This window comes from Kitasatospora sp. NPDC051170 (assembly GCF_044455705.1).
Classification (GTDB): domain Bacteria; phylum Actinomycetota; class Actinomycetes; order Streptomycetales; family Streptomycetaceae; genus Kitasatospora.
Genome location: NZ_JBITFA010000004.1, coordinates 249420 through 274257 on the forward strand (window position 1 = coordinate 249420; position 24838 = coordinate 274257).

21 protein-coding genes are annotated in these 24838 nt (G+C 73.6%); 17 read left to right on the forward strand and 4 right to left on the reverse strand.

Going from position 1 to position 24838, the window contains the following annotated elements; all coding sequences use genetic code 11:
- The first annotated feature begins 36 nt into the window (after positions 1-36).
- The 3 genes from mqnE (at position 37) to ACIBCA_RS11300 (ending at position 3701) form a co-directional block, all read left to right on the forward strand.
- Positions 37-1200: an aminofutalosine synthase MqnE gene (mqnE, locus tag ACIBCA_RS11290; protein WP_396282624.1), complete on the forward strand. Its 1164-nt coding sequence runs from the start codon at positions 37-39 to the stop codon at positions 1198-1200.
- A gap of 117 nt (positions 1201-1317) precedes the next feature.
- Entirely contained in the window at positions 1318-2619 is a 1302-nt protein-coding gene (locus tag ACIBCA_RS11295; RefSeq protein ID WP_396282625.1) for a L,D-transpeptidase family protein, read from the forward strand.
- A gap of 137 nt (positions 2620-2756) precedes the next feature.
- A complete protein-coding gene (locus ACIBCA_RS11300) occupies positions 2757-3701 on the forward strand; it encodes a beta-ketoacyl-ACP synthase III (RefSeq protein WP_396282626.1) in 945 nt (314 codons plus the stop codon).
- Between the two features lie 282 nt (positions 3702-3983).
- On the opposite strand, the gene ACIBCA_RS11305 is transcribed toward ACIBCA_RS11300, so the two are convergent.
- On the reverse strand, positions 3984-4631 hold the full coding sequence (locus ACIBCA_RS11305; protein WP_396282627.1) for a TetR family transcriptional regulator: 648 nt from the start codon (positions 4629-4631) through the stop codon (positions 3984-3986).
- A 423-nt stretch (positions 4632-5054) separates the two neighbouring features.
- On the opposite strand from ACIBCA_RS11305, the gene ACIBCA_RS11310 reads away from it, so the two are divergent.
- Positions 5055-7439 carry a PQQ-binding-like beta-propeller repeat protein gene (locus tag ACIBCA_RS11310; protein WP_396282628.1) on the forward strand — a complete coding sequence of 795 codons (2385 nt, stop codon included), beginning with the start codon at positions 5055-5057 and terminating at the stop codon, positions 7437-7439.
- 37 nt (positions 7440-7476) lie between these two features.
- On the opposite strand, the gene galE is transcribed toward ACIBCA_RS11310, so the two are convergent.
- Positions 7477-8463 (reverse strand): UDP-glucose 4-epimerase GalE, encoded by a 987-nt coding sequence (gene galE, locus ACIBCA_RS11315; protein ID WP_396282629.1) that lies wholly within the window; start codon positions 8461-8463, stop codon positions 7477-7479.
- Between the two features lie 231 nt (positions 8464-8694).
- On the opposite strand from galE, the gene ACIBCA_RS11320 reads away from it, so the two are divergent.
- Entirely contained in the window at positions 8695-9783 is a 1089-nt protein-coding gene (locus ACIBCA_RS11320) for a S1C family serine protease (RefSeq protein WP_396282936.1), read from the forward strand.
- A gap of 81 nt (positions 9784-9864) precedes the next feature.
- Here the strand turns inward: ACIBCA_RS11320 and ACIBCA_RS11325 are convergent, their stop codons facing one another.
- Positions 9865-11034, reverse strand: a complete 1170-nt coding sequence (locus ACIBCA_RS11325; RefSeq protein ID WP_396282937.1) for a sensor histidine kinase — start codon at positions 11032-11034, stop codon at positions 9865-9867.
- A gap of 358 nt (positions 11035-11392) precedes the next feature.
- Here ACIBCA_RS11325 and ACIBCA_RS11330 point away from each other — a divergent pair, with 358 nt between their 5' ends.
- The 11 genes from ACIBCA_RS11330 (at position 11393) to htpX (ending at position 22394) form a co-directional block, all read left to right on the forward strand.
- Complete coding sequence (locus ACIBCA_RS11330; RefSeq protein WP_396282630.1) at positions 11393-11809, forward strand: NADH-quinone oxidoreductase subunit A; 417 nt, start codon at positions 11393-11395, stop codon at positions 11807-11809.
- Positions 11800-12468 (forward strand): NADH-quinone oxidoreductase subunit B, encoded by a 669-nt coding sequence (locus ACIBCA_RS11335; protein ID WP_396282631.1) that lies wholly within the window; start codon positions 11800-11802, stop codon positions 12466-12468. The genes ACIBCA_RS11330 and ACIBCA_RS11335 overlap by 10 nt, the downstream gene beginning before the upstream one ends.
- Entirely contained in the window at positions 12465-13490 is a 1026-nt protein-coding gene (locus tag ACIBCA_RS11340; protein WP_396282632.1) for an NADH-quinone oxidoreductase subunit C, read from the forward strand. Before ACIBCA_RS11335 ends, ACIBCA_RS11340 begins: the two co-directional genes overlap by 4 nt.
- Positions 13491-13492: 2 nt before the next feature.
- Positions 13493-14446: an NADH-quinone oxidoreductase subunit NuoH gene (nuoH, locus tag ACIBCA_RS11345; RefSeq protein ID WP_396282938.1), complete on the forward strand. Its 954-nt coding sequence runs from the start codon at positions 13493-13495 to the stop codon at positions 14444-14446.
- The gene (locus tag ACIBCA_RS11350; RefSeq protein WP_396282633.1) at positions 14443-14997 is read left to right on the forward strand and encodes a NuoI/complex I 23 kDa subunit family protein; all 555 of its coding nucleotides are present in this window, start codon (positions 14443-14445) and stop codon (positions 14995-14997) included. The genes nuoH and ACIBCA_RS11350 overlap by 4 nt, the downstream gene beginning before the upstream one ends.
- Complete coding sequence (locus tag ACIBCA_RS11355; RefSeq protein WP_396282634.1) at positions 14994-15719, forward strand: NADH-quinone oxidoreductase subunit J; 726 nt, start codon at positions 14994-14996, stop codon at positions 15717-15719. The genes ACIBCA_RS11350 and ACIBCA_RS11355 overlap by 4 nt, the downstream gene beginning before the upstream one ends.
- Entirely contained in the window at positions 15719-16111 is a 393-nt protein-coding gene (gene nuoK / locus ACIBCA_RS11360) for an NADH-quinone oxidoreductase subunit NuoK (protein ID WP_396282635.1), read from the forward strand. The genes ACIBCA_RS11355 and nuoK overlap by 1 nt, the downstream gene beginning before the upstream one ends.
- Positions 16108-18138, forward strand: coding sequence for an NADH-quinone oxidoreductase subunit L (locus ACIBCA_RS11365; protein WP_396282636.1), 2031 nt, complete (start codon positions 16108-16110; stop codon positions 18136-18138). The genes nuoK and ACIBCA_RS11365 overlap by 4 nt, the downstream gene beginning before the upstream one ends.
- Before the next feature lie 50 nt (positions 18139-18188).
- Positions 18189-19745: a NuoM family protein gene (locus ACIBCA_RS11370; RefSeq protein ID WP_396282637.1), complete on the forward strand. Its 1557-nt coding sequence runs from the start codon at positions 18189-18191 to the stop codon at positions 19743-19745.
- Between the two features lie 56 nt (positions 19746-19801).
- Positions 19802-21376, forward strand: a complete 1575-nt coding sequence (locus tag ACIBCA_RS11375) for an NADH-quinone oxidoreductase subunit N (RefSeq protein WP_396282638.1) — start codon at positions 19802-19804, stop codon at positions 21374-21376.
- Positions 21377-21530: 154 nt separating this feature from the next.
- Positions 21531-22394 carry a zinc metalloprotease HtpX gene (gene htpX / locus ACIBCA_RS11380; protein ID WP_396282639.1) on the forward strand — a complete coding sequence of 288 codons (864 nt, stop codon included), beginning with the start codon at positions 21531-21533 and terminating at the stop codon, positions 22392-22394.
- Here the strand turns inward: htpX and ACIBCA_RS11385 are convergent.
- Entirely contained in the window at positions 22391-23851 is a 1461-nt protein-coding gene (locus ACIBCA_RS11385) for a PLP-dependent aminotransferase family protein (protein ID WP_396282640.1), read from the reverse strand. The two genes, htpX and ACIBCA_RS11385, sit on opposite strands and share 4 nt — an antisense overlap.
- Here ACIBCA_RS11385 and ACIBCA_RS11390 point away from each other — a divergent pair.
- Positions 23850-24794, forward strand: a complete 945-nt coding sequence (locus ACIBCA_RS11390) for a DMT family transporter (RefSeq protein WP_396282641.1) — start codon at positions 23850-23852, stop codon at positions 24792-24794. The two genes, ACIBCA_RS11385 and ACIBCA_RS11390, sit on opposite strands and share 2 nt — an antisense overlap.
- Positions 24795-24838 lie beyond the last annotated feature (44 nt).

The window sequence follows — 24838 nt, forward strand, 5'->3', positions numbered from 1 at the left end:
GCAAGGAATCGAAAGTCGGAGGAGGCGGGGCACCGCATGGACGCAGGGCTCAAGCGCGAGCTGGAGGCGAAGGTCTACGCGGGTGAGCGGCTGACCCGCGAGGACGGGATCGCGCTCTACGAGAGCGACGACCTGGCCTGGCTGGGCGGCCTGGCCCACCACGTGCGGACGAAGAAGAACGGCGACGTCGTCCACTTCAACGTCAACCGCCACCTCAACATGACCAACGTGTGCAACGCGTCCTGCGCGTACTGCTCGTTCCAGCGCAAGCCGGGCGAGAAGGACGCCTACACGATGCGCATCGAGGAGGCCGTGCGCCTGGCCAAGGCCATGGAGAGCGAGTCCCTCACCGAGCTGCACATCGTCAACGGCCTGCACCCGACCCTGCCGTGGCGGTACTACCCGCGCTCCCTGCGCGAGCTCAAGGCCGCCCTGCCGAACGTCTCCCTCAAGGCGTTCACCGCCACCGAGATCCACTGGTTCGAGAAGATCAGCGGCCTGCCCGCCGACGAGATCCTCGACGAGCTGATCGACGCCGGCCTGGAGTCGCTGACCGGCGGCGGCGCGGAGATCTTCGACTGGGAGGTCCGCCAGCACATCGTCGACCACGACACCCACTGGGAGGACTGGTCGCGCATCCACCGCCTGGCGCACTCCAAGGGCCTCAAGACGCCGTCCACCATGCTGTACGGCCACATCGAGGAGCCCCGCCACCGGGTGGACCACGTGCTGCGGCTGCGCGAGCTCCAGGACGAGACCGGCGGCTTCCAGGTCTTCATCCCGCTGCGCTACCAGCACGACTTCCACGACTCCAAGGACGGCGTCGTGCGCAACAGGCTGATGGCCCGCACGGAGATGGCCACCGGCGCCGAGGCGCTCAAGACCTTCGCCGTCTCGCGCCTGCTGTTCGACAACGTCCCGCACGTCAAGGTCTTCTGGGTGATGCACGGCGTCACCACCGCGCAGCTGGCGCTCAGCCACGGCGCGGACGACATGGACGGCTCGGTGGTCGAGTACAAGATCACCCACGACGCGGACAACTTCGGCACCCCGAACAAGCTCGGCCGCGACGACCTGCTCGGCCTGATCCGCGACGCCGGCTTCCGCCCGGTCGAGCGCAACACCCGCTACGAGATCATCCGCGAGTACGAGGGCCCGGACCTGACGCGCCGCGAGTCCCCGCAGGCCATGCGCCTCTGACCCCGCCTCGGCGCACCCCGTCACCCGGCTCGTCCCGGGTGACGGGGTGACGGTCTTCACTGCCTTCGCACGCCGCCCGGGTTTACCAAGGGGTACGCCGTTTGGCAGGATCGAGACATGTCCGGTTCCCATAGCGCCACCACGTACCCGCCGTACGACCCGGCGCACGAGCCGGTGTACGAGGTGCCGCAGCAGCAGGAGCACCACTCCTACGGCGAGTACCGGACGTACGACCAGGGCTACGGACAGAACTACGGGCAGGGCTACGGGCAGGGCTACGACCAGACCTACGACCAGACCTACCGGCAGCCGTTCCAGCAGTCCGCCCAGCAGGCCCCCGACGGGTACTTCGAGGCGTACGACCAGCCCTTCCAGGCGTACCCGGCGCAGGAGCAGTACGCGGCCTACGAGCCGTACGAGCAGCCGTACGAGCCCGAACCGCTGTACGCCTACGAGCCGGAGTTCCAGCCGGAGCCCCAGCCCGAGCCCGTCCTCCTCGCGCCCGCACCCTCGACCGCACCGGCCGCCGCCCCCGTAGGCTCCCGCGCCGCCGCCCGAGGCCACCGCCGCAAGGCGAAGAAGAAGCGCGGCGGCAAGGCCGTGATGGCCGGCACCGCCCTGCTGGTCGCGGCCGCCGCCGGCTGGTACACCGTCGGCCAGGACGAGGCCCGCCCCGGCCTCGCCGCCGCCGGCGGCCCCGCCCCGGACGCCGCGAGCCGCCCCGACCAGCCCACCCCCGACGCCGCGCCCGCCGCCGTCCAGGCCGCCGACGCCCGGCAGACCCAGGCCGCGGCCGCCGGCCGCAGCCAGACCCGGGCGGACGCCTCGGTGGCCGCGATACCCGGCCTCGGCCCGGCCTTCACCGCGAAGATCCCGGCCGGGACGAACCAGGTACTGGTCGCCACCGGCCAGGACAGGAACACCGACAAGAACGCCGTCACCCTCTGGACCCGCACCCCCGAGGGCCGCTGGCTGGCCGGCGAGACCTGGCAGGGCCACAACGGCAAGAACGGCTGGACGGCCGACCACAACCAGGGCGACCTGCGCAGCCCCATCGGCGTCTTCTCCCTCACCGACGCGGGCGGCCGCCTGGACAACCCGGGCAGCAAGGTCCCGTACGACAAGGACCCGAGCTTCGTGGTCTCCGGCACGGGCTTCTTCGGCGACCAGCTGGCGGGCTCCTTCGACTACGTCGTCGCGATCAACTACAACCGGGTGCCCGGCAGCTCCCCGCTCGACATGCGCCGCCCGATGGGCGCCGGCAAGGGCGGCGGCATCTGGCTGCACGTCGACCACGACGGCCCTACCCACGGCTGCGTCTCGATACCCGAGGACAAGATGGTCCAGCTGATCCGCACCCTGGACCCCGCCGCGCACCCCGTCATCGTGATGGGCGACACCACCTCACTGGCCGCCTGACCTCGCAGAACGCCCCCGCCGAAGGGCCGCCGACCCGTCTGGGACAAGGCCCCTTGTGGGTCTCCTACAGTTCGCAGCCGATGATCCTGTGCCGGTCACGCCCAGCTGACCAGCGGGTAACCCGGTTCCATGGCAGCATGAGCGGTTCGCGCATTGTGGCACTCGGGCACTACCAGCCCCCCAAGGTCCTCACCAACGACGACCTGGCGGCGCTGGTCGACACCGACGACGAGTGGATCCGCACCCGGGTCGGCATCCGGTCCCGGCACGTCGCCGAGGCCGAGAGCCTGGTGGACCTCGCCACCGAGGCCGCGCAGAAGGCGCTCGCCCGCAGCGGCCGCACGGCGGACGAGATCGACCTCGTCGTCGTCGCCACCTGCACCGCCGTCGAGCGCAGCCCCAACACCGCCGCCGCCGTCGCCGCCCGCCTGGGCGTGCGGGCGCCCGCCGCGTACGACATCAACACCGTCTGCTCGGGCTTCTCCTACGCGCTGGCCACCGCCGACCACGCGATCCGCGCGGGCGCGGCCCGTCGCGCACTGGTGATCGGCGCCGAGCGGATGACCGACACCCTCGACTGGACGGACCGCTCCACCTGCGTGATCTTCGGCGACGGCGCCGGCGCCGCGGTGGTCGAGGCCCAGGAGGAGGGCGCCGAGCCCGGCATCGGACCGGTCGTCTGGGGCTCCGAGCCGGAGAAGGGCGACGCCGTGGTGATCTCGGGCTGGAACCCGGTGATCAGCCAGCAGGGCCAGAGCGTCTTCCGCTGGGCCACCACCCAGCTCGCCCCGCTCGCCCGTCAGGCGTGCGAACGCGCCGGGATCGACCCCTCCGAGCTGAAGGGCTTCGTCCCGCACCAGGCGAACCTGCGCATCATCGACGCGATCGCCGCCAAGCTCGGCCTGGCCGACGCCGTGGTCGCCCGCGACGTCGTCGACTCCGGCAACACCTCGGCCGCCTCCATCCCGCTCGCCTTCTCCAAGCTGGTCGAACGCGGCGAACTCTCCCCGGGGGACCCGGTGCTCCTCTTCGGCTTCGGCGGCGGCCTCGCCTACGCCGGCCAGGTCGTGCGCTGCCCGTGACTCGCCCGCTCGCCTCCGGGCGCTCTTGACCCGACCCCGACGGTCGTCGCTCCCTCGCTCCTGCCCTTTCGGGGTCGGCGCGCCCTTCGGCTCGGGGCGGGGGCGGCGGTAACCGCACATGCCGGTGGGCGGCACCCCGTGTGAAGGGTGCCGCCCACCGGCATGTCTGGCGCGCCTGCGGCACGTCGGCGGACCTCCCCCGAGGACACGGCCGCCGTCCGTCGTCCCCGGACAGGAGGCCGGGGCTGCGCGCGGAGCGGATGGGGTGGTGGAGGGGTGGTCCTACTTGGGCGCCTTCTTGCCGGTGACGCCCAGGTACACCAGGGGAGCGAGGTTGGGCTTGAGGTCCTTGACCTTGACGCCCCAGGAGGTGAAGGCCTTCTGGTGCTCGGCCGCCGAGGCGAGCAGCGAGACCAGGGCCCCGGCGACGGCGTTCGGGTCGAGAGACTTGTCGGCCTGCCCCTTCGCCTGGAGTTCCTTGACGGCTTCCGCGAGCGGCTTGGCGACCGCGTTGAGGACGGTCATGCGGATCTTGAAGAACCGCTTGTCCCCTTCGGCGGCACCGAGCGTGACCACTCGGAGAATGGCGTCGTTCTTGCGCCAGAAGGCGAGGAATCCGTCGACCAGTTCTTCCGAAGTGGTCGGGCCGGACTTCCCTGCCCAGGACTTTCCGGCCACCAGCTCTTTGAGGCTGTCGGCGTCCTTGGCCATTTCCTCGGCGATTTCGAGGACTGCGCCCTCGACATCCGGGAAGTACTGGTAGAAGGTCGCGGGGGAGGTACCCGCCATACGGGCGACGTCGATGACCTTGACGTCCCGATAGGGCGACGTGCTGAGCATCTCGCGGAGGCAGTCGAGCAGCTTCTGCCGCGTCTCCTGTCCGCGTCGCCCGGCGACGCGACCGTCGACGGTGCGAACTTGTCCTGTCATGCCGTCAGCTTACCGTGGCACGATCTTGGCGCGATTCGGTGATGCGACTATTACTCCGCACGGGGGTTGCCATAACGGTCCGGGCCTCTTGGAGGGTTATTCACCGCACTCGGGGGGCCGGTTGTAGCCCCCCCGTGTGCCTTTGACCCCACAGCGTGACGGCGAGTCCGCTGAGGGGTGGTCGAGTGACAGAGCGTGACGATTTTTGCCGTGAACTGCCATGGCTTCGTGCGGAGTGTCCGGGCGCCGGGGTGCAAGCGACTTACGGAGCGGGCGTCAGAATCCGGCCTTTCCGTCATCGCTGACCAGGGAACCGTTCCCCGGGCGTCCTGGGCGGGGGAGGTTGGAGTTGCGCGCGGCGGCAATGGAGAATCGGGTCCGGCACCACGCGGTAGGTGCTGACGACGGGGAGGTGGCAGCGGAGTGGACCAGCTGACGGCGCACGATCCGAGGCGGATCGGGCCCTTCGAGGTGCTGGGGCGGCTGGGCGCGGGCGGGATGGGGCTGGTCTACCTGGCGCGCTCCGCCTCGGGGCGCAGGGTGGCCATCAAGACCGTCCGGGGGGAGCTGGCGGAGGACGAGCTCTTCCGGGTCCGCTTCGCCCGGGAGATCGCGGCGGCCAAGACGGTCGGCGGCTTCTACACCGCGGCCGTGGTGGACGCCGACGCGGACGCCCGCGTGCCCTGGCTGGCCACCGCCTACATCCCCGCGCCCTCCCTGGAGGACCTGGTCGAGGAGTGCGGCCCGCTGCCGGTGGACGCCACCCGCTGGCTGATCGCCGGCATCGCCGAGGCCCTCCAGTCGATCCACGCGGCCGGGCTGGTCCACCGCGACCTCAAGCCCTCCAACGTGCTGGTTGTCGAGGACGGCCCGAAGGTGATCGACTTCGGCATCGCCGCCGGCGTCTCCAGCACCCGGCTGACCATGACCAACGTCGCGGTCGGCACGCCCGCCTACATGTCCCCCGAGCAGGCCAGGGACAGCCGCAACGTCCGGGGCGCCAGCGACGTCTTCTCGCTCGGCTCGCTGATGGTCTTCTGCGCCACCGGCCACCCGCCGTACCGGGGCTCCAACCCGGTGGAGACGGTGTTCCAGCTGCTGCGCGAGGAGCCGGACTTCTCCGGCATGCCGCACGAGCTGATGGACCTCGTGCGCGCCTGCATGCGGCAGTCGCCCGAGCACCGGCCCACCCCGGCGCAGATCCAGGCCGAGCTGGCCCCGCACCTGTTCTCCCGGGACGACGCCGCCGGCGAGGCCGGGGACTGGCTGCCCGCCAACGCGCTGGCCCTGATCGAGAGCAAGCGCCGCCCGCAGCGCCCGGTGCCCGAGCCGCAGCCGCCGCACCAGCCGCCGCACGCCCCTCCGTACGTCCCGCCGAAGCCCGAGCCGGAGCACCAGCCGCGCCCCCACGGCGGCGGCCGGCACGCGGGCCACGGGGAGGGGCACGGCCACGGGCCGGTGCACACGCCCGGCCCGATGACCGAGGACGGCATCCCGACCTCGAAGATCCCCTCCCCGGGCCGCCGTCCGGCGCCCGCGGGCGCCGGCGAGGTGCAGCTGTCCGGCGTCAACGTGCGGATAGGCCCCGGGCCGCGCGCCGAGCACGAGCAGACCGGCCCGGACAGCGCCCCGGCCGAGACGGACTGGGTCCGCCACCCGACCCAGGCCCCCGCGCTCGCCCCCGCCCCCGTGCCCACGCCGCAGCCCGCCCCGGCGGCCCGCTGGCGCCCCTGGCGGTTCCGGATGTCCAACGACGTCTGGGGCACCCCGGTGGTCGCGGGCGGGACGCTCTTCGTCTCCAGCTTCGAGGTGCACGCGCTGGACATCGCCTCCGGCGAGCGCCGCTACAAGACCAGGGACGTCGCCTGGGCGCTCGCGGTGGACGCCGGCCGGCTGCACGCCGCCGACGGCCCGCACCTGTTCACGGTGGACGTCGCGGACGGCGCCGAGCGCTGGCGCACCTCGCTGGACGGCTGGGTCTACTCCCTCTCCGCCGCCGACGGCGTGCTCTGCTGCGGCGTGCGCGGCGGCGGCGTCCAGCTGCGCTCGGCCGTGACCGGCGCCGAGCTGTGGCGCGCCGACGACGCCCAGCAGGACTACGAGAACCCGCAGGCCGGCCCCGTCCTGGTGGCGGGCGCCGCGTACTACCACGGCGCGGGGCGGCTGCGCTGCGTGGACCCGCGCGGCGCGGGCCTGCGCTGGTCCGTCGCGGTCGGCGAGGACGTGCCCTCGCACCCCGTCGAGCGCGGCGGCGTGCTGTACGTGACGGCCGGCACCCGGGTGTACGCGCTGGACGCGGCCACCGGCGCCGAGCGCTGGCGCTTCGAGGCCCCGGTGGTGATGTTCACCCCGCCCGCGCTGGACGCCGACACCGTCTACGTCGCCGACTACCTGGGCACCGTCCACGCGCTGGACGCGGCCACCGGCCGGGAGCGCTGGCGGGCGCTCACCGGCAGCCGTCAGGGCGCCGAGCCGGTGGTGGTCGGGGACGGCATGGTGCTGGTCGGCAGCGGCGAGGTGCTGTACGCCTTCGAGGCGGCGGGCGGCCGGGAGCGCTGGCGCTACACCGCCCGCGGCGAGATCGTCGGTGTCCCGGCGGTCGCGGACGGCCTGGTGCACCTGGGCAGCCGGGACCACTCGCTGCACACCCTGGACCTGGCGAGCGGTCAGCTGCGCTGGGAGCTGGGCACCAAGGGCGAGCTGACGGGCTCCCCGGTGGCGGTCGGCGGGCGGGTCTTCGTCGGCTCCAAGGACCGCTGCGTGTACGCGCTGGACGCCTACTACGGCACGGCGGTGCCCGTCCGGTAGGCGGCTCGGGCGCTCGGGCGCTCAGACGTCCAGGCGCTCAGGCGCCCAGCGCCTCCGGGTGGTGGTGGCACCAGCCCTCCCACGCGGAGGCGATCATCTCGGTCACGTCGTGCCGGGCCCGCCAGCCCAGCTCGCGGCGGATCGCCTCGGCCGAGGCCACCACCCGGGCCGGGTCGCCGGGGCGGCGCGGGGCGATGACGGGGGTGGTGTCGCGCCCGGTGACCTCGCCGATCAGGGCGAGCATCTCGCGGACGCTGACGCCCTCGCCCCGGCCGATGTTGAGCGTCAGTGCGGTCTCCCCGGGCCGGCCCTCGCCGAGTCGGCGGGCCGCCGCGACGTGGGCGGAGGCCACGTCGGAGACGTGGATGTAGTCGCGCACGCAGGTGCCGTCCGGGGTCGGGTAGTCGGCGCCGAAGACCTGCGGGGTGCGGCCGGTGGTGAGGCACTCGAAGACCATCGGGACGAGGTTGAACACCCCGGTGTCCGCGAGCTCGGGCGCACCGGCCCCGGCGACGTTGAAGTAGCGCAGCGAGGCGGTGGAGATGCCGTGTGCCCGCCCGGCGGAGCGGACCAGCCACTCCCCGGCGAGCTTGGTCTCGCCGTACGGGTTCATCGGCGCGCACGGCGTCCGCTCGGTGACCAGGTCGACGTCCGGCATGCCGTAGACGGAGGCGGAGGAGGAGAACAGGAAGCGCCGCACGCCCTCGGCCGCGCACGCCTCCAGCACGGTCTGCAGGCCGAGCATGTTCTCGCGGTAGTAGAGGAACGGCCGCTCGACGGACTCGCCGACCTGCTTCTTGGCGGCGAAGTGCAGGACGCCGACCACCCCGTGCTCGCGGATCGCGGCGCGCACGGCGGCGCCGTCCAGCGTGGAGCCCTTGACCAGCGCGACCTCGGCGGGCAGCCGGCTCGGGTCCCCGGTGCTGAGGTCGTCCAGGACGGCGACCCTCTCGCCCGCGTCGAGCAGCCGGCGGACCACGTGCCCGCCGATGTATCCGGCACCGCCAGTGATCAGCCAAGTCATGCGCCGATCCTAGGCCCTCTCTCACCGAAACCACCCGCCCGGGCGAGTCCGGCCGCAAATACGGACAAAGCGGTGGAATGCTGGCAAGGATTTCCGTGTCCGCAGGTTCGGCGACGATTCGGAGGCCGTCAGGTGAGCCGCAAGAAGGAACACACCCGCCCCCTTCCCGGCGGCCCCCGGCCGACCGGCCCCAAGGCTTCCCAGGCCTCCCACGGGGCCGTCCGCGGGCGGCTGGCAGCCCCGGGCGCGGTGGCGCTGGCGGCCGTGCTGGCGCTGGCCGGGTGCAGCAGTTCCTCCAAGGGCTCCTCGGCCTCGTCGCCGGCCTCGCCCTCCGCGGGGGCCTCCACCAAGCAGCCCTCCTCGGCCCCCGGGGCCCAGTCCGGCGGTGCCAACCAGCTGCAGGACGCCTACCAGCGGGTGATCGCGGACGTGCTGCCCTCCGTGGTGCAGATCACCACCGGCGACAGCCTCGGCTCCGGGATCGTCTACGACGACAAGGGCGACATCGTCACCAACGCCCACGTGGTCGGCACCGCGACCACCTTCGCCGTCACCCTGGCCAACAGCAGCAAGACCCTCGACGCCACCCTCGTCGCCAGCTACCCCGACTCCGACCTCGCGGTGATCAGGCTCAGCAGCCCGCCCGGCGGCCTCAAGCCCGCCGCCTTCGCCGACTCCGGCAAGGTCCAGCTCGGCCAGATCACCCTGGCCATGGGCAGCCCGCTGGGGCTCTCCAGCTCCGTCACCCAGGGCATCGTCTCGGCCACCGGCCGGACGGTCTCCGAGCCCCGGGGCGGCGGCTCGCCGGGCGCGACCATCGGCAACATGGTGCAGACCTCCGCCGCGATCAACCCGGGCAACAGCGGCGGCGCGCTCGTCAACCTGGACAGCCAGGTCATCGGCATCAACACCCTCGCCGCCACCGAGCCGCAGACCAACGGCGGGGCGGCCCCCGGCATCGGCTTCGCGATCCCGGCGTCCACCATCACGAGCATCGCCGACCAGCTGATCAAGCAGGGCAAGGTCACCAACACCGGCCGGGCCGCGCTCGGGATCGTCGCCCGCAGCAGCTTCAACCAGCAGTTCCAGCCGGCCGGCGCGGTCATCGTCTCCGTCACCCAGGGCGGGGCCGCCGCCGGGGCGGGCCTCCAGGCCGGGGACGTGATCACCAGGATCGGCGACACCCCCGTCGACTCGCTGAACGCGCTCACCACCGCGCTCGCCTCGCTCACCCCGGGCAGCAAGGTCACCGTCACCTACACCCGGGACGGCAAGGACCAGACCGCCGACGTCACCCTCGGCACGCTGGAAACCCCCTGACGCCGGTACGGCGGCTGCCCCGCATCACCGTGCAAGGGTCGCGCGGGGCGGCCGTCGTGCCGGTTCCCCCTCACGGGAGGCTCAGCGCCGGGCGGTGCGGGTGCGCCAGGGCAGTTCGACGGTGACGGTGGTCGGGCCCCCCTCGGGGCTGTCCACCACGAACACCCCGTCCACCGCGCGGACCCGCTCGGCCAGGCCCGCCAGGCCGCTGCCCGGGTAGGGGGCCGCCCCGCCCCGGCCGTCGTCCTGGACCAGGACCATCAGCTGGTCGTCCGAGCGCCACACCTCCACCGTGGCGGAGCGGGCGCCGGAGTGCTTGGAGACGTTGGTCAGCAGCTCGCTGACGGTGAAGTACGCGATGCCCTCGACGGCGGAGTCCGGCCGCTCGGGCTCGCCGTCCCGGACGGGCAGGTCGACGCTCACCTTGACCCCGCCGGGCACGGTGCAGCGGGCCGCGACCGCCGACAGGGCCGCGTCCAGGCCCCGGTCGGTGAGCACCGCCGGGTGGATGCCGCGGGCGAGGTCGCGCAGCTCCTGGAGGGCGAGCTTGACCTCGCCGTGCGCGTTGTCGACCATGCGGGTCGCGGCGGCCACGTCCTCGGGGCCGTCCACCTCGCGCAGCCGCTCCTTGGCCATGCCGAGGTCCATGGCCAGGGCGACCAGCCGGGCCTGGGCGCCGTCGTGCAGGTCCCGCTCGATGCGGCGCAGGTCGGCGGCGGCGCCGTCGACCACGATGCCCCGGTCGTCCTCCAGCTCGCGCACCCGCTCGGCCAGCGCGCCCGGGAAGAGCAGCGACTCGATCAGGATGCGGTCGATCGCCGCCAGGCCGCGCACCACCCAGGGCAGCAGCGGCCAGAGCGCGATGGTGGAGACCAGGGTGAGGACGAAGCTGATGATGCCCCAGGGCAGCATCAGCACGTTGTAGAGCACCGAGCGCCAGCTCAGCAGGTCGGTGAGGTGGGCGGTGGTGTAGCCGACCATCCCCGGGCGGCGCGGCTTCACCGGCTCCGGCTCCTCGATCGCCGAGCCGTACGCGTTCCGCGCCCGCTGCCGGCCCAGCCGGCCCATCGACCGTGAGCTGGACAGGCCCGCGCCCAGCAGCGGCAGGCCCACGACCGTGACGGCCGTGCCCAGGCCGACCGAGAGCAGGACGACGGTCACGACGAAGCCGGCGATGCCCACCGGCAGGTTGGAGAGCAGATAGCCGGCCTGCCGCCACATCCGTGATCCGTAATGGGGCGGGCGCTTCATCCGGGCGTCCTGCTCCCTGATGGCGTTCACGGCTCGGCGGTGCACGGACTTCACGGGTCCACCGTCCCTCACGGTCGGGCCGGCGTACGGGCCGGGGCTTGTCAGCTTTCCGACCAAGCTTCCCGAACCGGAGGTGGGGAGTGCCATGGGGGTGATACATCTTCCCGGGCGGGGGTTATCCCCACCCCGCGTTCCGGGCAGCCGGGGTGTCCACCGGACGTCTTGCGGAGCGGGCAGGGTTCGGGCGGATCCGAGCCGTCCCCTTAGACTCACGCATTGGCCGTGGTCACAACGGTGCGAGCAAGCGCCGCAGGAGCCGCCCGAGGGCGGGTCTGCGGCCGAGGTGGAGGGCGAGGGCATGGAGGGGCAGCACGCGGCTGCCGCCGCGGCGGACCCTGCGGTCGGCAGCGGCTACTTCGACGCGTACGCCGCGACGGGCCTGCTGGCCGTCGTCGGGGTGCTGTTCGTCGCCGTGGCGTTCACCGCCAACCGCCTGCTGCGGCCGGTCGTGTACTCGCCGGAGAAGCTGCTCACCTACGAGTGCGGCGTGGACCCGGTGGGGGAGGACTGGGCGCACACCCAGATCCGCTACTACGTGTACGCGTTCCTGTACGTGATCTTCGCGGTCGACGCGATCTACCTGTTCCCGTGGGCGACGGTCTTCGCCGCGGCCGGGTACGGCGCCGGGACGCTGGTCGAGATGTTCCTCTTCATCGGATTCCTCGCGGTCGGCCTGCTCTACGCCTGGAAGAAGGGCGTTCTGGAATGGACGTGACCCCCCAGCACAGCCACGGGCACCAGCACGGCGCCGAGGGCGGTCCTGTGCCGCTGGGCCTGCCCGACCCGTCGCAGCCCGGCCCCGGGGCCGTCGAGCGGCGCTCGCTCGGCCCGCTGGCCCGGCTCGCGCCGGACCCGGTCAAGGTGGTGCTCAACTGGGGCCGCCGCTACAGCCTCTGGTGCTTCAACTTCGGCCTGGCCTGCTGCGCGATCGAGTTCATCGCGGCGTCCATGGCCAAGCACGACTTCATCCGGATGGGTGTCATCCCGTTCGCGCCCGGCCCGCGGCAGGCGGACCTGATGATCGTCTCCGGCACCGTCACGGACAAGATGGCGCCCGCCGTCAAGCGCCTCTACGAGCAGATGCCCGAGCCGAAGTACGTCATCTCCTTCGGCGCCTGCTCCAACTCCGGCGGCCCGTACTGGGACTCCTACTCGGTGACCAAGGGCGTCGACCAGATCATCCCGGTCGACGTGTACGTGCCCGGCTGCCCGCCCCGGCCGGAGGCGCTGCTCCAGGGCATCCTCAAGCTGCAGGAGAAGATCGCCGCCGAGTCCCTGCCCGGCCGCTACGCCGCCCCCGCGTCGGCGCTGCGCCGGCCGTTGGTCGCGGGGCCCAGCGCTGACGGACCCACTGCCGATGGAGGAGTGTCGTGAGCACGGCGGAGCAGTACGCGGCGTCGGTCGGCGAATGGGCGACCGGCGCCGAGGCGTACGGGCTGGTCACCGTCGACGTCCCGGCCGAGCACTGGATCGAGGCGCTCACCAACGCCCGGGACGCGCTGGGCCTGGGCTACTTCGACTGGCTGAGCGCCATCGACGAACTGGCCGAGGGCTTCTCCGTCGTCGCCCACCTCGCCGCCGTCGGGGCGCCGGGCGTGCGGCACCTCGCGCTGCGCACCCGGGTGCCCCGGGACGCTTCCGCGCTGCCGACCGCCGTCGGCGTGTACGCGGGGGCGGGCTGGCACGAGCGCGAGACGCACGAGATGTTCGGCATCGACTTCCCCGGGCACCCGTACCTGGCCACCCTGCTGCTGCCGGACGGCTTCGAGGGGCACCCGCTGCGCAAGGAGTTCGTGCTCGCGGCCCGCGTCGCCAAGGACTGGCCGGGGGCCAAGGAGCCCGGCGAGTCCGACCACGGCGGCGGGCCTGCGCGGCGCAAGATGCAGCCGGCCGGTGTGCCGGACCCGAACGAGTGGGGGCCGCTCAAGGGCACCCTGCCGCCGGTCGCCGAGCGGCCCGCGCGCGGTGCGCGGGCGGCGGGCGCGGCGGCGCGCACGCCCCGGGCGGCGGCTGCGGCCGCGGGCGCCGAGGGCGCTCCCGAGGTGCGGGCGGACCGGCCCCGGCGGACGCGGTCGGTCTCGGAGGGGTCGGCGAGTCAGCCGGCTCCGGAGAGCACCCCGGAGAGCGCCCCGGAGAACGCACCGGAGAGCGCCCCGCCCGTACGGGCCGACCGGCCCCGGCGGACGCGGTCCGTCTCGGACGGGTCGGTCAGTCAGCCGGCCGCCCCCGAGGGCGAGCAGCCCGAGCGGCAGGCCCCGGCCCGGACCCGGTCCTCTGACGCGCCCTGGCACCACGCGGTGCCCGCGCACGAGGAGAAGCCCGGCGAGGAACCGGGGGAGACGTCGGGCGAGAAGTCGTCGGGCGAGAAGACCGACCAGGACGGAGACGGCGCGTGAACCTGCTCGACACCCTGCTGCGCTGCGTCGCCACCCTCGTCGTCTTCCTGGTGTTCCCGCTGGTCATCGGCCAGACCGAGCACAAGGTCATGGCGCACATGCAGGGCCGGCTCGGCCCGATGTACGCCGGCGGCTTCCACGGCTGGGCGCAGCTCGTCGCCGACGGCGTGAAGTTCGCGCAGAAGGAGGACATCGTCCCCTCCGGGGCGGACCGCCGGATCTTCCAGCTGGCGCCCGCCGTCTCGCTGCTGCCGTACCTGTTCGTGCTGCTGGCGATCCCGGTCGGCCCGAACGGCTTCGTCGGGCAGGCGATCGACGCCGGGCTGTTCTTCGTCCTGGCCGTGATGGGCGTCGGCGTGATCGGCAAGCTGATGGCCGGCTGGGCCTCGGCGAACAAGTTCTCGCTGCTCGGGGGCCTGCGCACGGCCGCGCAGCTGATGTCGTACGAGCTGCCGATGGTGCTCGCGGCGGCCTCGGTGGCGATGGCGGCCGGCACGCTCTCGCTGCCCGGGATCGTGGACTCCTGGCAGTGGTACTGGCTGCCCTGGCAGATCATCGGCGCGTTCGTGTTCTTCACGGCCGGCCTGGCCGAGCTGCAGCGGCCGCCGTTCGACATGCCGATCGCCGACTCGGAGATCATCTTCGGCGCGTACACCGAGTACACCGGGCTGCGCTTCGCGCTGTTCCTGCTGTCCGAGTACGTCGGCATCCTGGTCGTCTCCGCGCTGACGGCGGTGCTGTTCCTGGGCGGCTGGCACGGGCCGATGGCCGACCAGCTCGGCTGGCTCTGGATGCTCCTCAAGACCTTCGCGCTGGCCTTCGTGGTCATCTGGCTTCGGGTCACCTACCCGCGTCTGCGCGAGGACCAGCTGATGCGCTTCGCGTGGGCCGTGCTCGTCCCGCTCGCCCTCGTCCAGCTGGCCCTCACCGGCATCATCAAGGTGGCGATCTCATGAGTTTTCCCGGTGTCGGCCTGGCGAAGGGCCTGGCCGTGACGCTGCGGACGATGACGAAGAAGAGTGTCACCGCGCAGTACCCCGAGGTGCAGCCGGTGCTGCCGCCGCGTTCGCGCGGTGTCATCGCGCTGCTGGAGGAGAACTGCACGGTCTGCATGCTCTGCGCGCGCGAGTGCCCGGACTGGTGCATCTACATCGACTCCCACAAGGAGACGCTGCCGGCCGCCGAGCCGAACGCCCGGGCCCGCACCCGCAACGTGCTCGACCGGTTCGCCATCGACTTCTCGCTCTGCATGTACTGCGGGATCTGCATCGAGGTGTGCCCCTTCGACGCGCTGTTCTGGTCGCCGGAGTTCGAGTACGCGGAGACGGACATCCTGGAGCTGACCCACGAGCGGGACAGGCTCCGCGAGTGGATGTGGACCGTCCCGGCGCCGCCGGCGCTGGACCCGGCGGCCGAGGAGCCCAAGGAGATCGCCACCGCCCGCAAGGCGGCGGACAAGCTGGCGGCCGCGGCCGCCGTGACGGACGAGAAGGGTGACGAGGCATGAGTACCGCCGCCACCCTCCTCGCGGCGACCGGCTCGCTGGAGCCGGCCGCCCGGTCGTTCCTGTCCCCGACCGGGCAGGAGATCGTCTTCCTGCTGGTCGGCATCGCCGTGGTCGGCTCGGCCGTGGTCTCGGTGACCACCAAGCAGCTGGTGCACGCCGCGCTGTGGCTGGTCGCCGCGCTCGGCGGGCTGGCGGTGGAGTTCCTGCTGCTGACGGCCGAGTTCATCGCCTGGGTGCAGGTGCTGATCTACCTCGGCTCGGTGGTCGTGCTGGTGCTGTTCGGGCTGATGCTCACGAAGGCGCCGATCGGGCGCTCGCCGGACGCCGACTCCGAGAACCGCTGGGTGGCCCTGGTCGTGGCGCTGGCCTCGGCCGGGACGCTGGTGACGCTGGTCGTCGACGCCTTCCGCACCTCCTGGATCGACCTCGGCGCGGGCGGCGGCTCGGCCTCCGTCACCGGGGCCAGCCTGTTCCGGCACTGGGTGCTGCCCTTCGAGGCGCTGTCCGTGCTGCTGCTGGCCGCGCTGGTCGGCGCGATCGTGCTCTCGCGCGGGGCCGGCCGGCGGGTGCCGCCGCCCCGGGCGGGCCGGCTGCGCGCCGGGCGTCCGGTGGGCTCCAACGGGACGGTCGCCGCGACGGCGCCGAAGCCGGCCGAGCCCTCGGCGCCCGTGGCACCCGTGACGCCCGTGACACCCGTGACGCCCGTGACGGAGGAGAGCTGATGCACCTCGCCTATCCCGCCGTCCTCTCCGCGCTGCTGTTCAGCGTCGGCGTGTACGGCGTGCTCGCCCGGCGCAACGCCGTCCTGGTCCTGATGTCCGTCGAGCTGATGCTCAACGCCGTCAACCTCAACCTGGTCGCCTTCGACGCCTGGCTGCGCGACTCGCTGCACGCCGGGCAGGCGCTCACTCTGTTCACCATCACCGTCGCCGCCGCCGAGATCGGGCTGGGGCTCGCCATCGTCCTGCTGCTCTTCCGGGCCCGGGGCACCGCGGACATCGACCGGGCCACCGCGCTCGGGGACCCGGCCGAGGCGCTGCCCGTCGAGGAGACGACGCCCGTCGCCCCCGCGGCGGGCGGAGCCGAGGCGCTGAAGGGCCAGGCCACCGCATGAACCTCGCCCTGCCCGCCCTCGTCCCCGCGCTGCCCGCGCTGGGCGCCGCCGCCACGCTGGCCGTCGGCCGGAAGCGGCCCGGACTGGCCCGGCCGCTGGCCGTCGTGCCCGTCGCCTTCTCGGCCGTGCTCGCGCTGGTCGCGGCCCTGCAGCTGGGCTCCGGCAAGACGCTGGACGCCGCCACCCGGCTCACCCCGACCGGCGGACCGGACATCTCGCTCGCGATCCACCTGGACGGCTTCACCTCGCTGATCTCGGTGCTGGTCGGCCTGGTCGCCACCTGTGTGCAGGTCTACTCGACCGCCTACCTGAAGAAGGACCCGCGCTATCCCTCGTACGCGGCGCTGGTCTCGCTCTTCACCGCCGCCATGTTCCTGGTGGTCTACTCGGGCGACCTGATCGTGCTGCTGGTCGGCTGGGAGGTCATGGGCGTCTGCTCGTACTTCCTGATCGGCCACCACTGGGAGGGCGCCGACGCCCGCTCGGCCTCGCTCAAGGCGTTCCTGGTCACCAAGCTCGGCGACGTGCCGTTCCTGTTCGGGATCTTCCTGCTCGCCTCCGACGCCGGGAGCTTCCGGATCTCCGAGGTGCTGGCCGCCGCGGGGGAGGGGCGGCTCGGCCACCCGACGCTCACCGCGCTGCTGCTGCTCGCCGGGGTCGCCGGCAAGAGCGCGCAGTTCCCGCTGCACACCTGGCTCCCGGACGCGATGGCCGGCCCGACGCCGGTCTCCGCGCTGATCCACGCCGCCACCATGGTCGCGGCCGGCATCTACCTGGTCGCCCGGCTGATGCCGGTGTTCCTCCAGTCGGGCGCGGCGCTGGTCGTGCTCGCGGTGATGGCCGCCGTGACGATGATCGGCTCGGCGCTGTGCGCGCTCGCCCAGGACGACCTCAAGCGGGTGCTCGCCTACTCCACCGTCGGCCAGCTCGGCTACATGGCCGGGGCGCTGGCCGCCGGGGACCGCGAGGCCGCCGTCTTCCACCTCGTCAGCCACGGCGCCTTCAAGGCGCTGCTGTTCCTGGCCGCCGGTGTGGTGATCCACGCCGCGCACACCAACTCGCTCTCCGCGATGTCCCGCATCCCGGGCCTGCGCAAGCGGGTGCCGGACGCCCACCTGCTGATGGGCGTGGCCCTGGCGGCCCTGGCCGGGCTGCCGCCGCTGTCCGGCTTCTTCAGCAAGGAGGCGGTGCTGACCGCCGCCGAGCACGCCGCCCACGGCGAGGCGCTGACCAACGGCGTCGGCCCGGCCTCGGCGGTGCCGCACGCCGCCGGGTGGATCGTGCTGATCTCGGCCGCGCTCACGGCCCTGCTGACCGCCGCCTACGCCGCCAGGCTGTTCCTGTTGGCCTTCCACAGCCCGAGCGCGGCCCTCCCGGCGCCCGTGGCCGGGGCTTCGGCGGACCACGAGCCCGACGCGCCGTACTCGCCCGAGCCGGACGAGGCCGATCCGGCCACCGCCGAGCCGCACGCCATGCGCTGGCCGCTGTGGGTGCTGGCCGTGCCCACCGTCGCCTTCGGCATGATCGGCGGCGCCTGGGACTGGCTGCCCTCGCTGCTGGACGGCGGCTCGCTGCGGCCCACCGGCGTCACCGGGGTCACCGGCACCGGGCTCGCCCTGGTCGGCGCCCTCGCCGCGTACGGCGCCTGGCGCGCGGCCACCGCCCGGCTGGGCACCGGCCGGCCGGCCGCCGTCGGGCGGGTGCCCGAGCAGGGCACGGCCCCGGCCGCCGAGGTGATCGTCGCCGACCCCGGGCGCACCCTGCTGGGCCCGCTGTTCGGCCCCGCCCGGCACGGCTTCGGCGTCGACCGGCTCTACCACGCGCTGTTCGTCCGCCCCGTCCTCGCGGCGGCCGGGCTGGTCCGCTTCCTGGACCGCGAGGTCGTCGAGGGCTACGTGCAGGGCAGCGGGATCGGCGCCAACCTGCTCGGCCGGGCCGTCCGGCTCGCGCAGACCGGCAACGCGCAGACCTACCTCAGCGCCCTGCTCGCCGGTGTCGTCCTGCTGGCCGTCCTGGTGGCGGTGTAACCGGTGCGCTACCTCCCCCTCCCCTTCCCGCCCCTCACTGGGAGCCCCCGATGAACGCGGTCCTCATCGCCCTCCTGGTGCTGCCGCTGCTCGGCGCCGCGCTCACCCTGGCCCCGGTGTTCGGGCCGGACCGGGCCGTGGCCGACCGGCGGGCGCTGCGGCTGAACACCGTCGTCACCGGCGCGGTGTTCCTGCTCGCCCTAGCCCTCGCCGCCGGCTTCGACCACGACGAGCCGGCCCGGATGCAGGCCACCACCGACGTGTCCTGGATCCCGGCCCTGCACGTGCGCCTCCACCTCGGCGTGGACGGCGTCTCGCTGCCGCTGATCGTGCTGACCGCACTGCTGACCCTCCTCTGCGCGCTCTACTCGGAGAAGAAGCTGCCCGACGGCGAGGGACGGCCCTCGGCCCAGGCGTTCGTCGGGCTGTTCCTCCTCCTCGAGGTCGGCATGCTCGCCACCTTCGCGGTGCTGGACCTCCTGCTCTTCTTCGCGGCCTTCGAGATCGTGCTGATCCCGATGTACTTCCTGATCGCCCGCTGGGGCAGCGGCGCCAAGGTGCCCGCCGCCAACCGCTTCATCCTGTACACGCTGCTCGGCTCGGCCGTGATGCTGCTCGGCTTCCTGCTGATCGGCGGCAAGGCCGGGACCTTCGACATGCAGGCCCTGGCCGCCGCGCACGGCAAGGGACTGAGCCACACGACCCAGGTGATCGCCGGGCTGGCGATCCTGGTCGGGCTCGCCGTCAAGGCTCCCGCCTGGCCGCTGCACAGCTGGCTCCCCGACGCGCACACCGCCGCCCCGACGGTGGGCTCGGTGCTGCTCGCCGGCGTGATGCTCAAGATGGGCACGTACGGTCTCGTGCGCGTCCTCCTCCCGGTCGTGCCGGACGGCGCCACCACGCTCGCCCCCTACCTGGGGGCCTTCGCGGCGGTCGGCATCGTCTACGGTTCGCTGGCCTGCCTGGCGCTCGCGCGCCCCGGCGCCAAGGGCGACCTCAAGCGCCTGATCGCCTACTCCTCGGTCGGCCACATGGGCTTCGTCCTGCTGGGCATCGCCTCCCTCACCCCGGTGGGCGTCAACGGCGCGCTGTTCGCCAACATCGCCCACGGTCTGATCACCGGTCTGCTGTTCTTCGTCGTCGGCGCGCTCAAGGACCGCTACGGCACGGCTGACCTCGACACCCTCTCCGGCGCGACCGGGGCCGCGCTGTACGGCCGCGCACCGAGGATCGGCGCCCTGCTCGCCTTCGCCGCCGTGGCCAGCCTGGGCCTGCCCGGCCTGGCCGGTTTCTGGGGCGAGCTGCTCGCCATGCTCGGCGCGTTCGACCCGGCGGACGGCCTCTCGCGCCCCGCCTTCGTCACGTACATGGTCCTGGCCGGTATCGGCACCCTCCTCACCGCCGCCTATCTGCTGATCATGGTCAAGCGCGTCTGCATGGGGGACCCGAAGCAGCCCGCGCCCGTGGCCGAGGTGGCCGACCTGCGCGCCTACGAGGCCGTCAGCTGGACGCCGCTGGCCGCGCTCACCCTGCTCGCCGGCCTCTGGCCCGCACTCCTGCTCGGACTCTCCGACCCCGCCGTCAAGCACCTCCTCGGGGGTGGCTGACCGTGCTCGCAGCCCACACCGCCGCACTCGGACCTCACTCCACGGGGCAGCACACTGTGACCTCCCTCGCCGTAGCCAATCCGGGCAGCCTGATCCAGTCCGTCGACTGGGTGGCGATCGCGCCGCCGCTGATCGCCGCCGTGGCCGCCGTCGCCGTGCTGGTCACGGACCTCTTCCTGCCCGAGCGGCACAAGAAGTGGCTCGGCCGCCTCACCGCGGCCGGACTCGTCCTCGCCCTCATCGCACTCCTCCCCCTCACCGGAAAGTCACCCCGAGCGACCTTCTGCGTGCAGAACGTAGCAGGGGGGTCTGACAACGGAGGCTGCTCCTACGTCGCCGACCACTTCGCCCTGGTGTTCCAGCTGCTCGCCCTCGGCGGCGCGCTGATCGCGGCCCTGCTGTCGATGCACACCGTGGACGACGAGCGGCTCCCGCGCGGCGAGTACTGGTTCCTGCTGCTCTCCAGCGCCACCGGCGCCGCCCTGCTGCCCGCCTCCCGGGACCTCGCCACCATGGTGGTCGCCCTGGAGGTCGCCTCCCTGCCCGCCTTCGCGCTGGTCGCGCTGCGCCGCGACGGCCGGGGCGCGGAGGCCGCGCTCAAGTTCTTCGTCTCCTCGGTCACCGCGACGGCCGTGATGCTGCTCGGCATCGGCTTCGTCTACGCGGCGAGCGGCAGCCTGCACCTGGGCGCCGTCGCCCAGGGCCTGGAGCACGCCCCCGCCCAGCTCAAGCCGCTGGCCGAGGCGGGCGCCGTGCTGACCCTGGTCGGCTTCGCCTTCAAGGTCGCCGCCGTCCCCTTCCACTTCTGGGTGCCCGACACCTACACCGGCGCCCCGCTGCCGGTGGCCGGGTACCTGTCGGTGGTCGGAAAGGCGGCGGGCCTGTCCGGCCTCGCGCTCGCCACCACCGTCGCCTTCCGGCCGTACGCCCACACCTGGGGCCTGGCGCTGGCGGTGCTCGCGGCCGTCACCATGACCGTCGGCAACGTCGGCGCGCTGCGCCAGCGCTTCGACACCCGCTACAGCGCGGTGCGGCTGCTCGCCTGGTCCTCCGTCGGCCAGGCCGGGTACCTGCTGGTGCCGCTCGCCGCCGCCGGCTACGCGCCCACCGGCACCGACCCCCTCGGCGCCACCGCCGCGTACGCGCTGATCTACGGCGTGGTGAACCTCGGCGCCTTCGGGGTGGTCGCGGCCGTCGGCCGCCGGCCCGGGGTCGGGGTGGACGACTTCCGGGGCCTGTTCGCCCGCAACCGCTGGACGGCGCTGGCGCTCGCCTTCTTCCTGCTCTGCCTGGCCGGGCTGCCGCCGGGCCTGATCGGGCTCTTCGGCAAGGTCGTGGTCTTCCGCGCCGCCGTCGACGCCGGGCTGGGCTGGCTGGCGGTCGTGATGGCCGTCAACGTGGTCGTCGCGCTGTACTACTACCTCCTCTGGACGGCCCGGCTGTTCGCCCCGGTGGCCCAGAGTCCGGTGGCGCCGGGTGCGGACGGCGGCGAGGCTGTCGGGGGCGCGGACGGGCAGCACAGGCTGCCGGTCGGCCTGACCGCCACGCTGGCGCTCACCGCCTCGGCCGCCGTGGTGCTGTCGGTGGCTCCGCAGCTGGTCCTCCAGGTGACCGGGGGCTCGCTGTTCTGAGCCTCCGTCGGCCCGCCGGGTGAGGCTCCGGTGGGGGTGCCGTGCCGGTGTCGCGTCGGTCACAAGGGAACAAGGCCGCTGATCCCGCCCGTTGTCAGGGCAAGAGGGACGAGGCGGAGAGGGCTTCCCCACCGGCACCATTGGAGGGCCTGACGTGCACAGCCGGCACAACGGACTGAGGACCGCCGTACTGCTCGGTGGCCTCTCTGCGCTGATCCTGGTGATCGGCGGCTTCTTCGGCCGGACCGGCTTGGTGATCGCCCTGGTGGTCGCCCTCAGCACCAACGCCTACGCGTACTGGAACAGCGACAAGCTCGCGCTGCGGGCCATGCGGGCCCGGCCCGTGAGCGAGTTCGAGGCGCCGCAGCTGTACCGGATCGTGCGCGAGCTCTCCACCTCCGCCCGCCAGCCCATGCCCCGGCTCTACATCTCCCCGACCCCGGCCCCCAACGCCTTCGCCACCGGCCGCAACCCGCGCAACGCGGCGGTCTGCTGCACCGAGGGCATCCTGCGGATCCTGGACGAGCGCGAGCTGCGCGGCGTGCTCGGGCACGAGCTGAGCCACGTCTACAACCGGGACATCCTGATCTCCTCCGTCGCCGGGGCGCTCGCCTCCGTGGTGATGTTCCTGGTCAACTTCGCCTGGCTGATCCCGTTCGGCCGCGACGACGACGAGGACGGCCCCGGCCTGTTCGGGATGCTCGCGATCATGATCCTCGGGCCGATCGCCGCCGGGCTCATCCAGATGGCCGTCAGCCGCTCCCGCGAGTACCAGGCCGACGCGGACGGCGCCCGCATCACCGGCGACCCGCTCGCCCTCGCCGCCGCCCTGCGCAAGCTCGACGCCGGCACCCGCCAGCTCCCGCTGCCGCCCGAGCCCCAGCTGCAGACGGCGAGCCACATGATGATCGCCAGCCCCTTCCGCCCCGGCGAGGCGGGCGCCCGGCTCTTCTCCACCCACCCCCCGATGGACGAGCGCATCGCCCGCCTGGAGCGCATGGCGGGGTACGGGCGCTAAATGTCCCCCGCGACGGCGTCCAGGGCGAGCCGCAGGCGGTGGACGCCCTCCGCGACCTGGGCGGGGCTCTCGGCGGCCGCGTAGCTGAGGCGCAGGTGCGGCGCCGGGGGCTCGGCCGGGTGGTACGGGCGGCCGGGGGAGACCTGGACGCCCGCGCGCAGGGCCGCCGCCGCGAGGGCGCCGTCGTCGACGCCGTCCGGCAGGCGCAGCCACAGGTGGTACCCGCCCGGGCTGTGCGAGGTGGTGACCCCGGGCAGCTCGCGCCTCAGCGCGGCGAGGGCGGCGGTGCGCCGGTCGCGCAGCTCGGCGCCGAGGGTGCGCAGGTGGCGGGCCCAGCCCGGGTCGGCGACGAGTTCCAGCGTCGCCTCCTGGAGGGGCCGGGGCACGAAGAAGCTGTCCACCACCTGCGTCGCCCGCAGCCGGGCGAGGGCCGGGCCGCGCGCGGTGAGGGCTCCCACCCGCAGGTTGGGGGAGGCCGCCTTGGTGAGCGAGCGCAGGTGCACCACGACCCCGTCCGGGTCCTCCGCGGCGAGCGGGCGCGGCAGCGCGGGGGCGTCCGCGTGGATGAGCAGCCGGGCGAAGTCGTCCTCGATCACGAACGCCCCGGCCGCCCGGGCGATCCCGAGCACCTCGGCCCGCCGGGCGGGGGAGAGCACCGCGCCGGTGGGGTTCTGGAAGAGCGGCTGGCAGACGAAGACCCGCGCCCGGGTGGCGTCGAAGGCGTCGGCGAGCAGGTCGGTGCGGACCCCGTCCGCGTCGACGGGCACGGGCACGGGCCGCATCCCGGCCGCCCGGATCACGGCGAGGATGCCCGCGTACGTCGGCGACTCCACGAGGACGGCGGAGCCGGGCGCGGCGAGGGAGCGCAGGGCGACGGTGAGGCCGCTCTGCCCGCCGGAGGTGATCAGGACGTCGCCGGTGCCGATCGGCCCGCCGTGCCCGCCGATGTCGCGGGCGAACCAGCCGCGCAGTTCGGTGAGGCCGTCGGTGGGCGGCCGGTCCCAGGCGCCGGGGCGGCGGCCGGCGCGGGCGAGGGCGGTGGCGAGGAGGCGTTCGGGCAGCAGGGAGGCGTGCGGGTAGCCGCTGTTGAGGTCGACGACGTCCGGCGGCGGCACCCGGAGGGTGGCGAACACCGGGGCGGCGAACAGGTCGCGGGGGCCGGAGTCGGCGCTGAGCGCGATCTCCTGCCAGGAGAGGTCCCCGCTGCGGGCCGGGGGCGCGGCGGTACGGGCGGAGGCGCCCGCGAAGGGCGCCGCCCGGAACACCCCGGCGCCGGGGCGGGAGACGACGAGCCCCTCGGCGACCAGCACGGCCATCGCCCGGGAGACGGTGACCGGGCTGACCTGGTGGCGCTCGACCAGAGCCCGGCTGGAGGGCAGCTTGCGTCCCTCCGGATAGCGCTCCACCTCCCGGCGCAGGCTTTCGGCGAGATCGGCCACACTGCTACGCTCGTTCATGACGGCACAAGATAGCGCTACCCGGCCCGCGGCGATAGCACCGCAGTCCCGCATGGTCTCCCGCAGCCTCTCCGGCACGGTCTCGCGCAACGCCTCCGGCACCGCCTTCGCGGCCCTCGGCGTCGCCTGCTTCTCGCTCAGCTTCCCCGCCACCGCCTGGTCCCTGACCGGCTTCGGCCCCTGGACGTCCACCGGGCTGCGCGGCGCCCTGGCGGGCCTGCTCGCCGCGCTCTACCTGGTGGCCGTCCGCGCCCCGCTGCCGCAGCGGCGCCACCGCGCGGGCCTGCTGGTGGTCTCGGCCGGCTGCGTGCTGGGCTTCCCGCTGCTGACCACCCTCGCCCTGCGCACCTCCTCGACGGCCCACTCGGCGGTGGTGATCGGCGTCCTGCCGCTGGCCACGGCCGTGGTGGCGGCGCTGCGCACCGGCCGCAGGCCCTCCCGGGCCTTCTGGGCGGCGGCGCTGGCCGGGGCGGGGGCGGTGCTGGTCTTCACCCTGCTCCAGAGCCACGGGCGCCCGAGCCTCGCGGACCTCTACCTGTTCGTCGGGCTGCTGGTCTGCGCCGCCGGGTACGCGGAGGGCGGGCGGCTGTCGCGGGACCTGCCGGGGGCGCAGGTGATCGCCTGGGCGGCGGTGGCCGCGCTGCCGGTGACGGTGCCGGTCGTAGCGCTGGGGCTGGCCGCGGAGCCGGTGCACCTCGGGGCGAAGGCGCTGGCCGGGCTGGCGTACGTGGCGGCGGTCTCGCAGTTCGGCGGCTTCGTGCTCTGGTACCGGGGGATGGCCGCGATCGGGGTGCCGAGGGCGAGCCAACTCCAGCTCGCGCAGCCGCTGTTGACGCTGGTCTGGTCGGTGCTGCTGCTGGGTGAGACGCTGCCCGCGGCGGCGCCGGTGACGGCGGTGGTGGTGCTGGTGTGCATCGCCGTCACTCAGCGCTCGAAGGCTTGAGTCCCGGTGCGGCAGGGTCATGACGGCCCTGCGCTCGTTAGGAT

What these genes read in the sequence shown, in the direction of transcription:
- mqnE (WP_396282624.1), top strand. Translation starts at nt 37, where the DNA reads ATGGACGCAGGGCTCAAGCGCGAGCTGGAGGCGAAGGTCTACGCGGGT.
- ACIBCA_RS11295 (WP_396282625.1), top strand. Translation starts at nt 1,318, where the DNA reads ATGTCCGGTTCCCATAGCGCCACCACGTACCCGCCGTACGACCCGGCG.
- ACIBCA_RS11300 (WP_396282626.1), top strand. Translation starts at nt 2,757, where the DNA reads ATGAGCGGTTCGCGCATTGTGGCACTCGGGCACTACCAGCCCCCCAAG.
- ACIBCA_RS11305 (WP_396282627.1), bottom strand. Translation starts at nt 4,631, where the DNA reads ATGACAGGACAAGTTCGCACCGTCGACGGTCGCGTCGCCGGGCGACGC.
- galE (WP_396282629.1), bottom strand. Translation starts at nt 8,463, where the DNA reads ATGACTTGGCTGATCACTGGCGGTGCCGGATACATCGGCGGGCACGTG.
- ACIBCA_RS11325 (WP_396282937.1), bottom strand. Translation starts at nt 11,034, where the DNA reads ATGAAGCGCCCGCCCCATTACGGATCACGGATGTGGCGGCAGGCCGGC.
- ACIBCA_RS11330 (WP_396282630.1), top strand. Translation starts at nt 11,393, where the DNA reads ATGGAGGGGCAGCACGCGGCTGCCGCCGCGGCGGACCCTGCGGTCGGC.
- ACIBCA_RS11335 (WP_396282631.1), top strand. Translation starts at nt 11,800, where the DNA reads ATGGACGTGACCCCCCAGCACAGCCACGGGCACCAGCACGGCGCCGAG.
- ACIBCA_RS11350 (WP_396282633.1), top strand. Translation starts at nt 14,443, where the DNA reads ATGAGTTTTCCCGGTGTCGGCCTGGCGAAGGGCCTGGCCGTGACGCTG.
- ACIBCA_RS11355 (WP_396282634.1), top strand. Translation starts at nt 14,994, where the DNA reads ATGAGTACCGCCGCCACCCTCCTCGCGGCGACCGGCTCGCTGGAGCCG.
- nuoK (WP_396282635.1), top strand. Translation starts at nt 15,719, where the DNA reads ATGCACCTCGCCTATCCCGCCGTCCTCTCCGCGCTGCTGTTCAGCGTC.
- ACIBCA_RS11365 (WP_396282636.1), top strand. Translation starts at nt 16,108, where the DNA reads ATGAACCTCGCCCTGCCCGCCCTCGTCCCCGCGCTGCCCGCGCTGGGC.
- ACIBCA_RS11370 (WP_396282637.1), top strand. Translation starts at nt 18,189, where the DNA reads ATGAACGCGGTCCTCATCGCCCTCCTGGTGCTGCCGCTGCTCGGCGCC.
- ACIBCA_RS11390 (WP_396282641.1), top strand. Translation starts at nt 23,850, where the DNA reads ATGACGGCACAAGATAGCGCTACCCGGCCCGCGGCGATAGCACCGCAG.
- ACIBCA_RS11385 (WP_396282640.1), bottom strand. Translation starts at nt 23,851, where the DNA reads ATGAACGAGCGTAGCAGTGTGGCCGATCTCGCCGAAAGCCTGCGCCGG.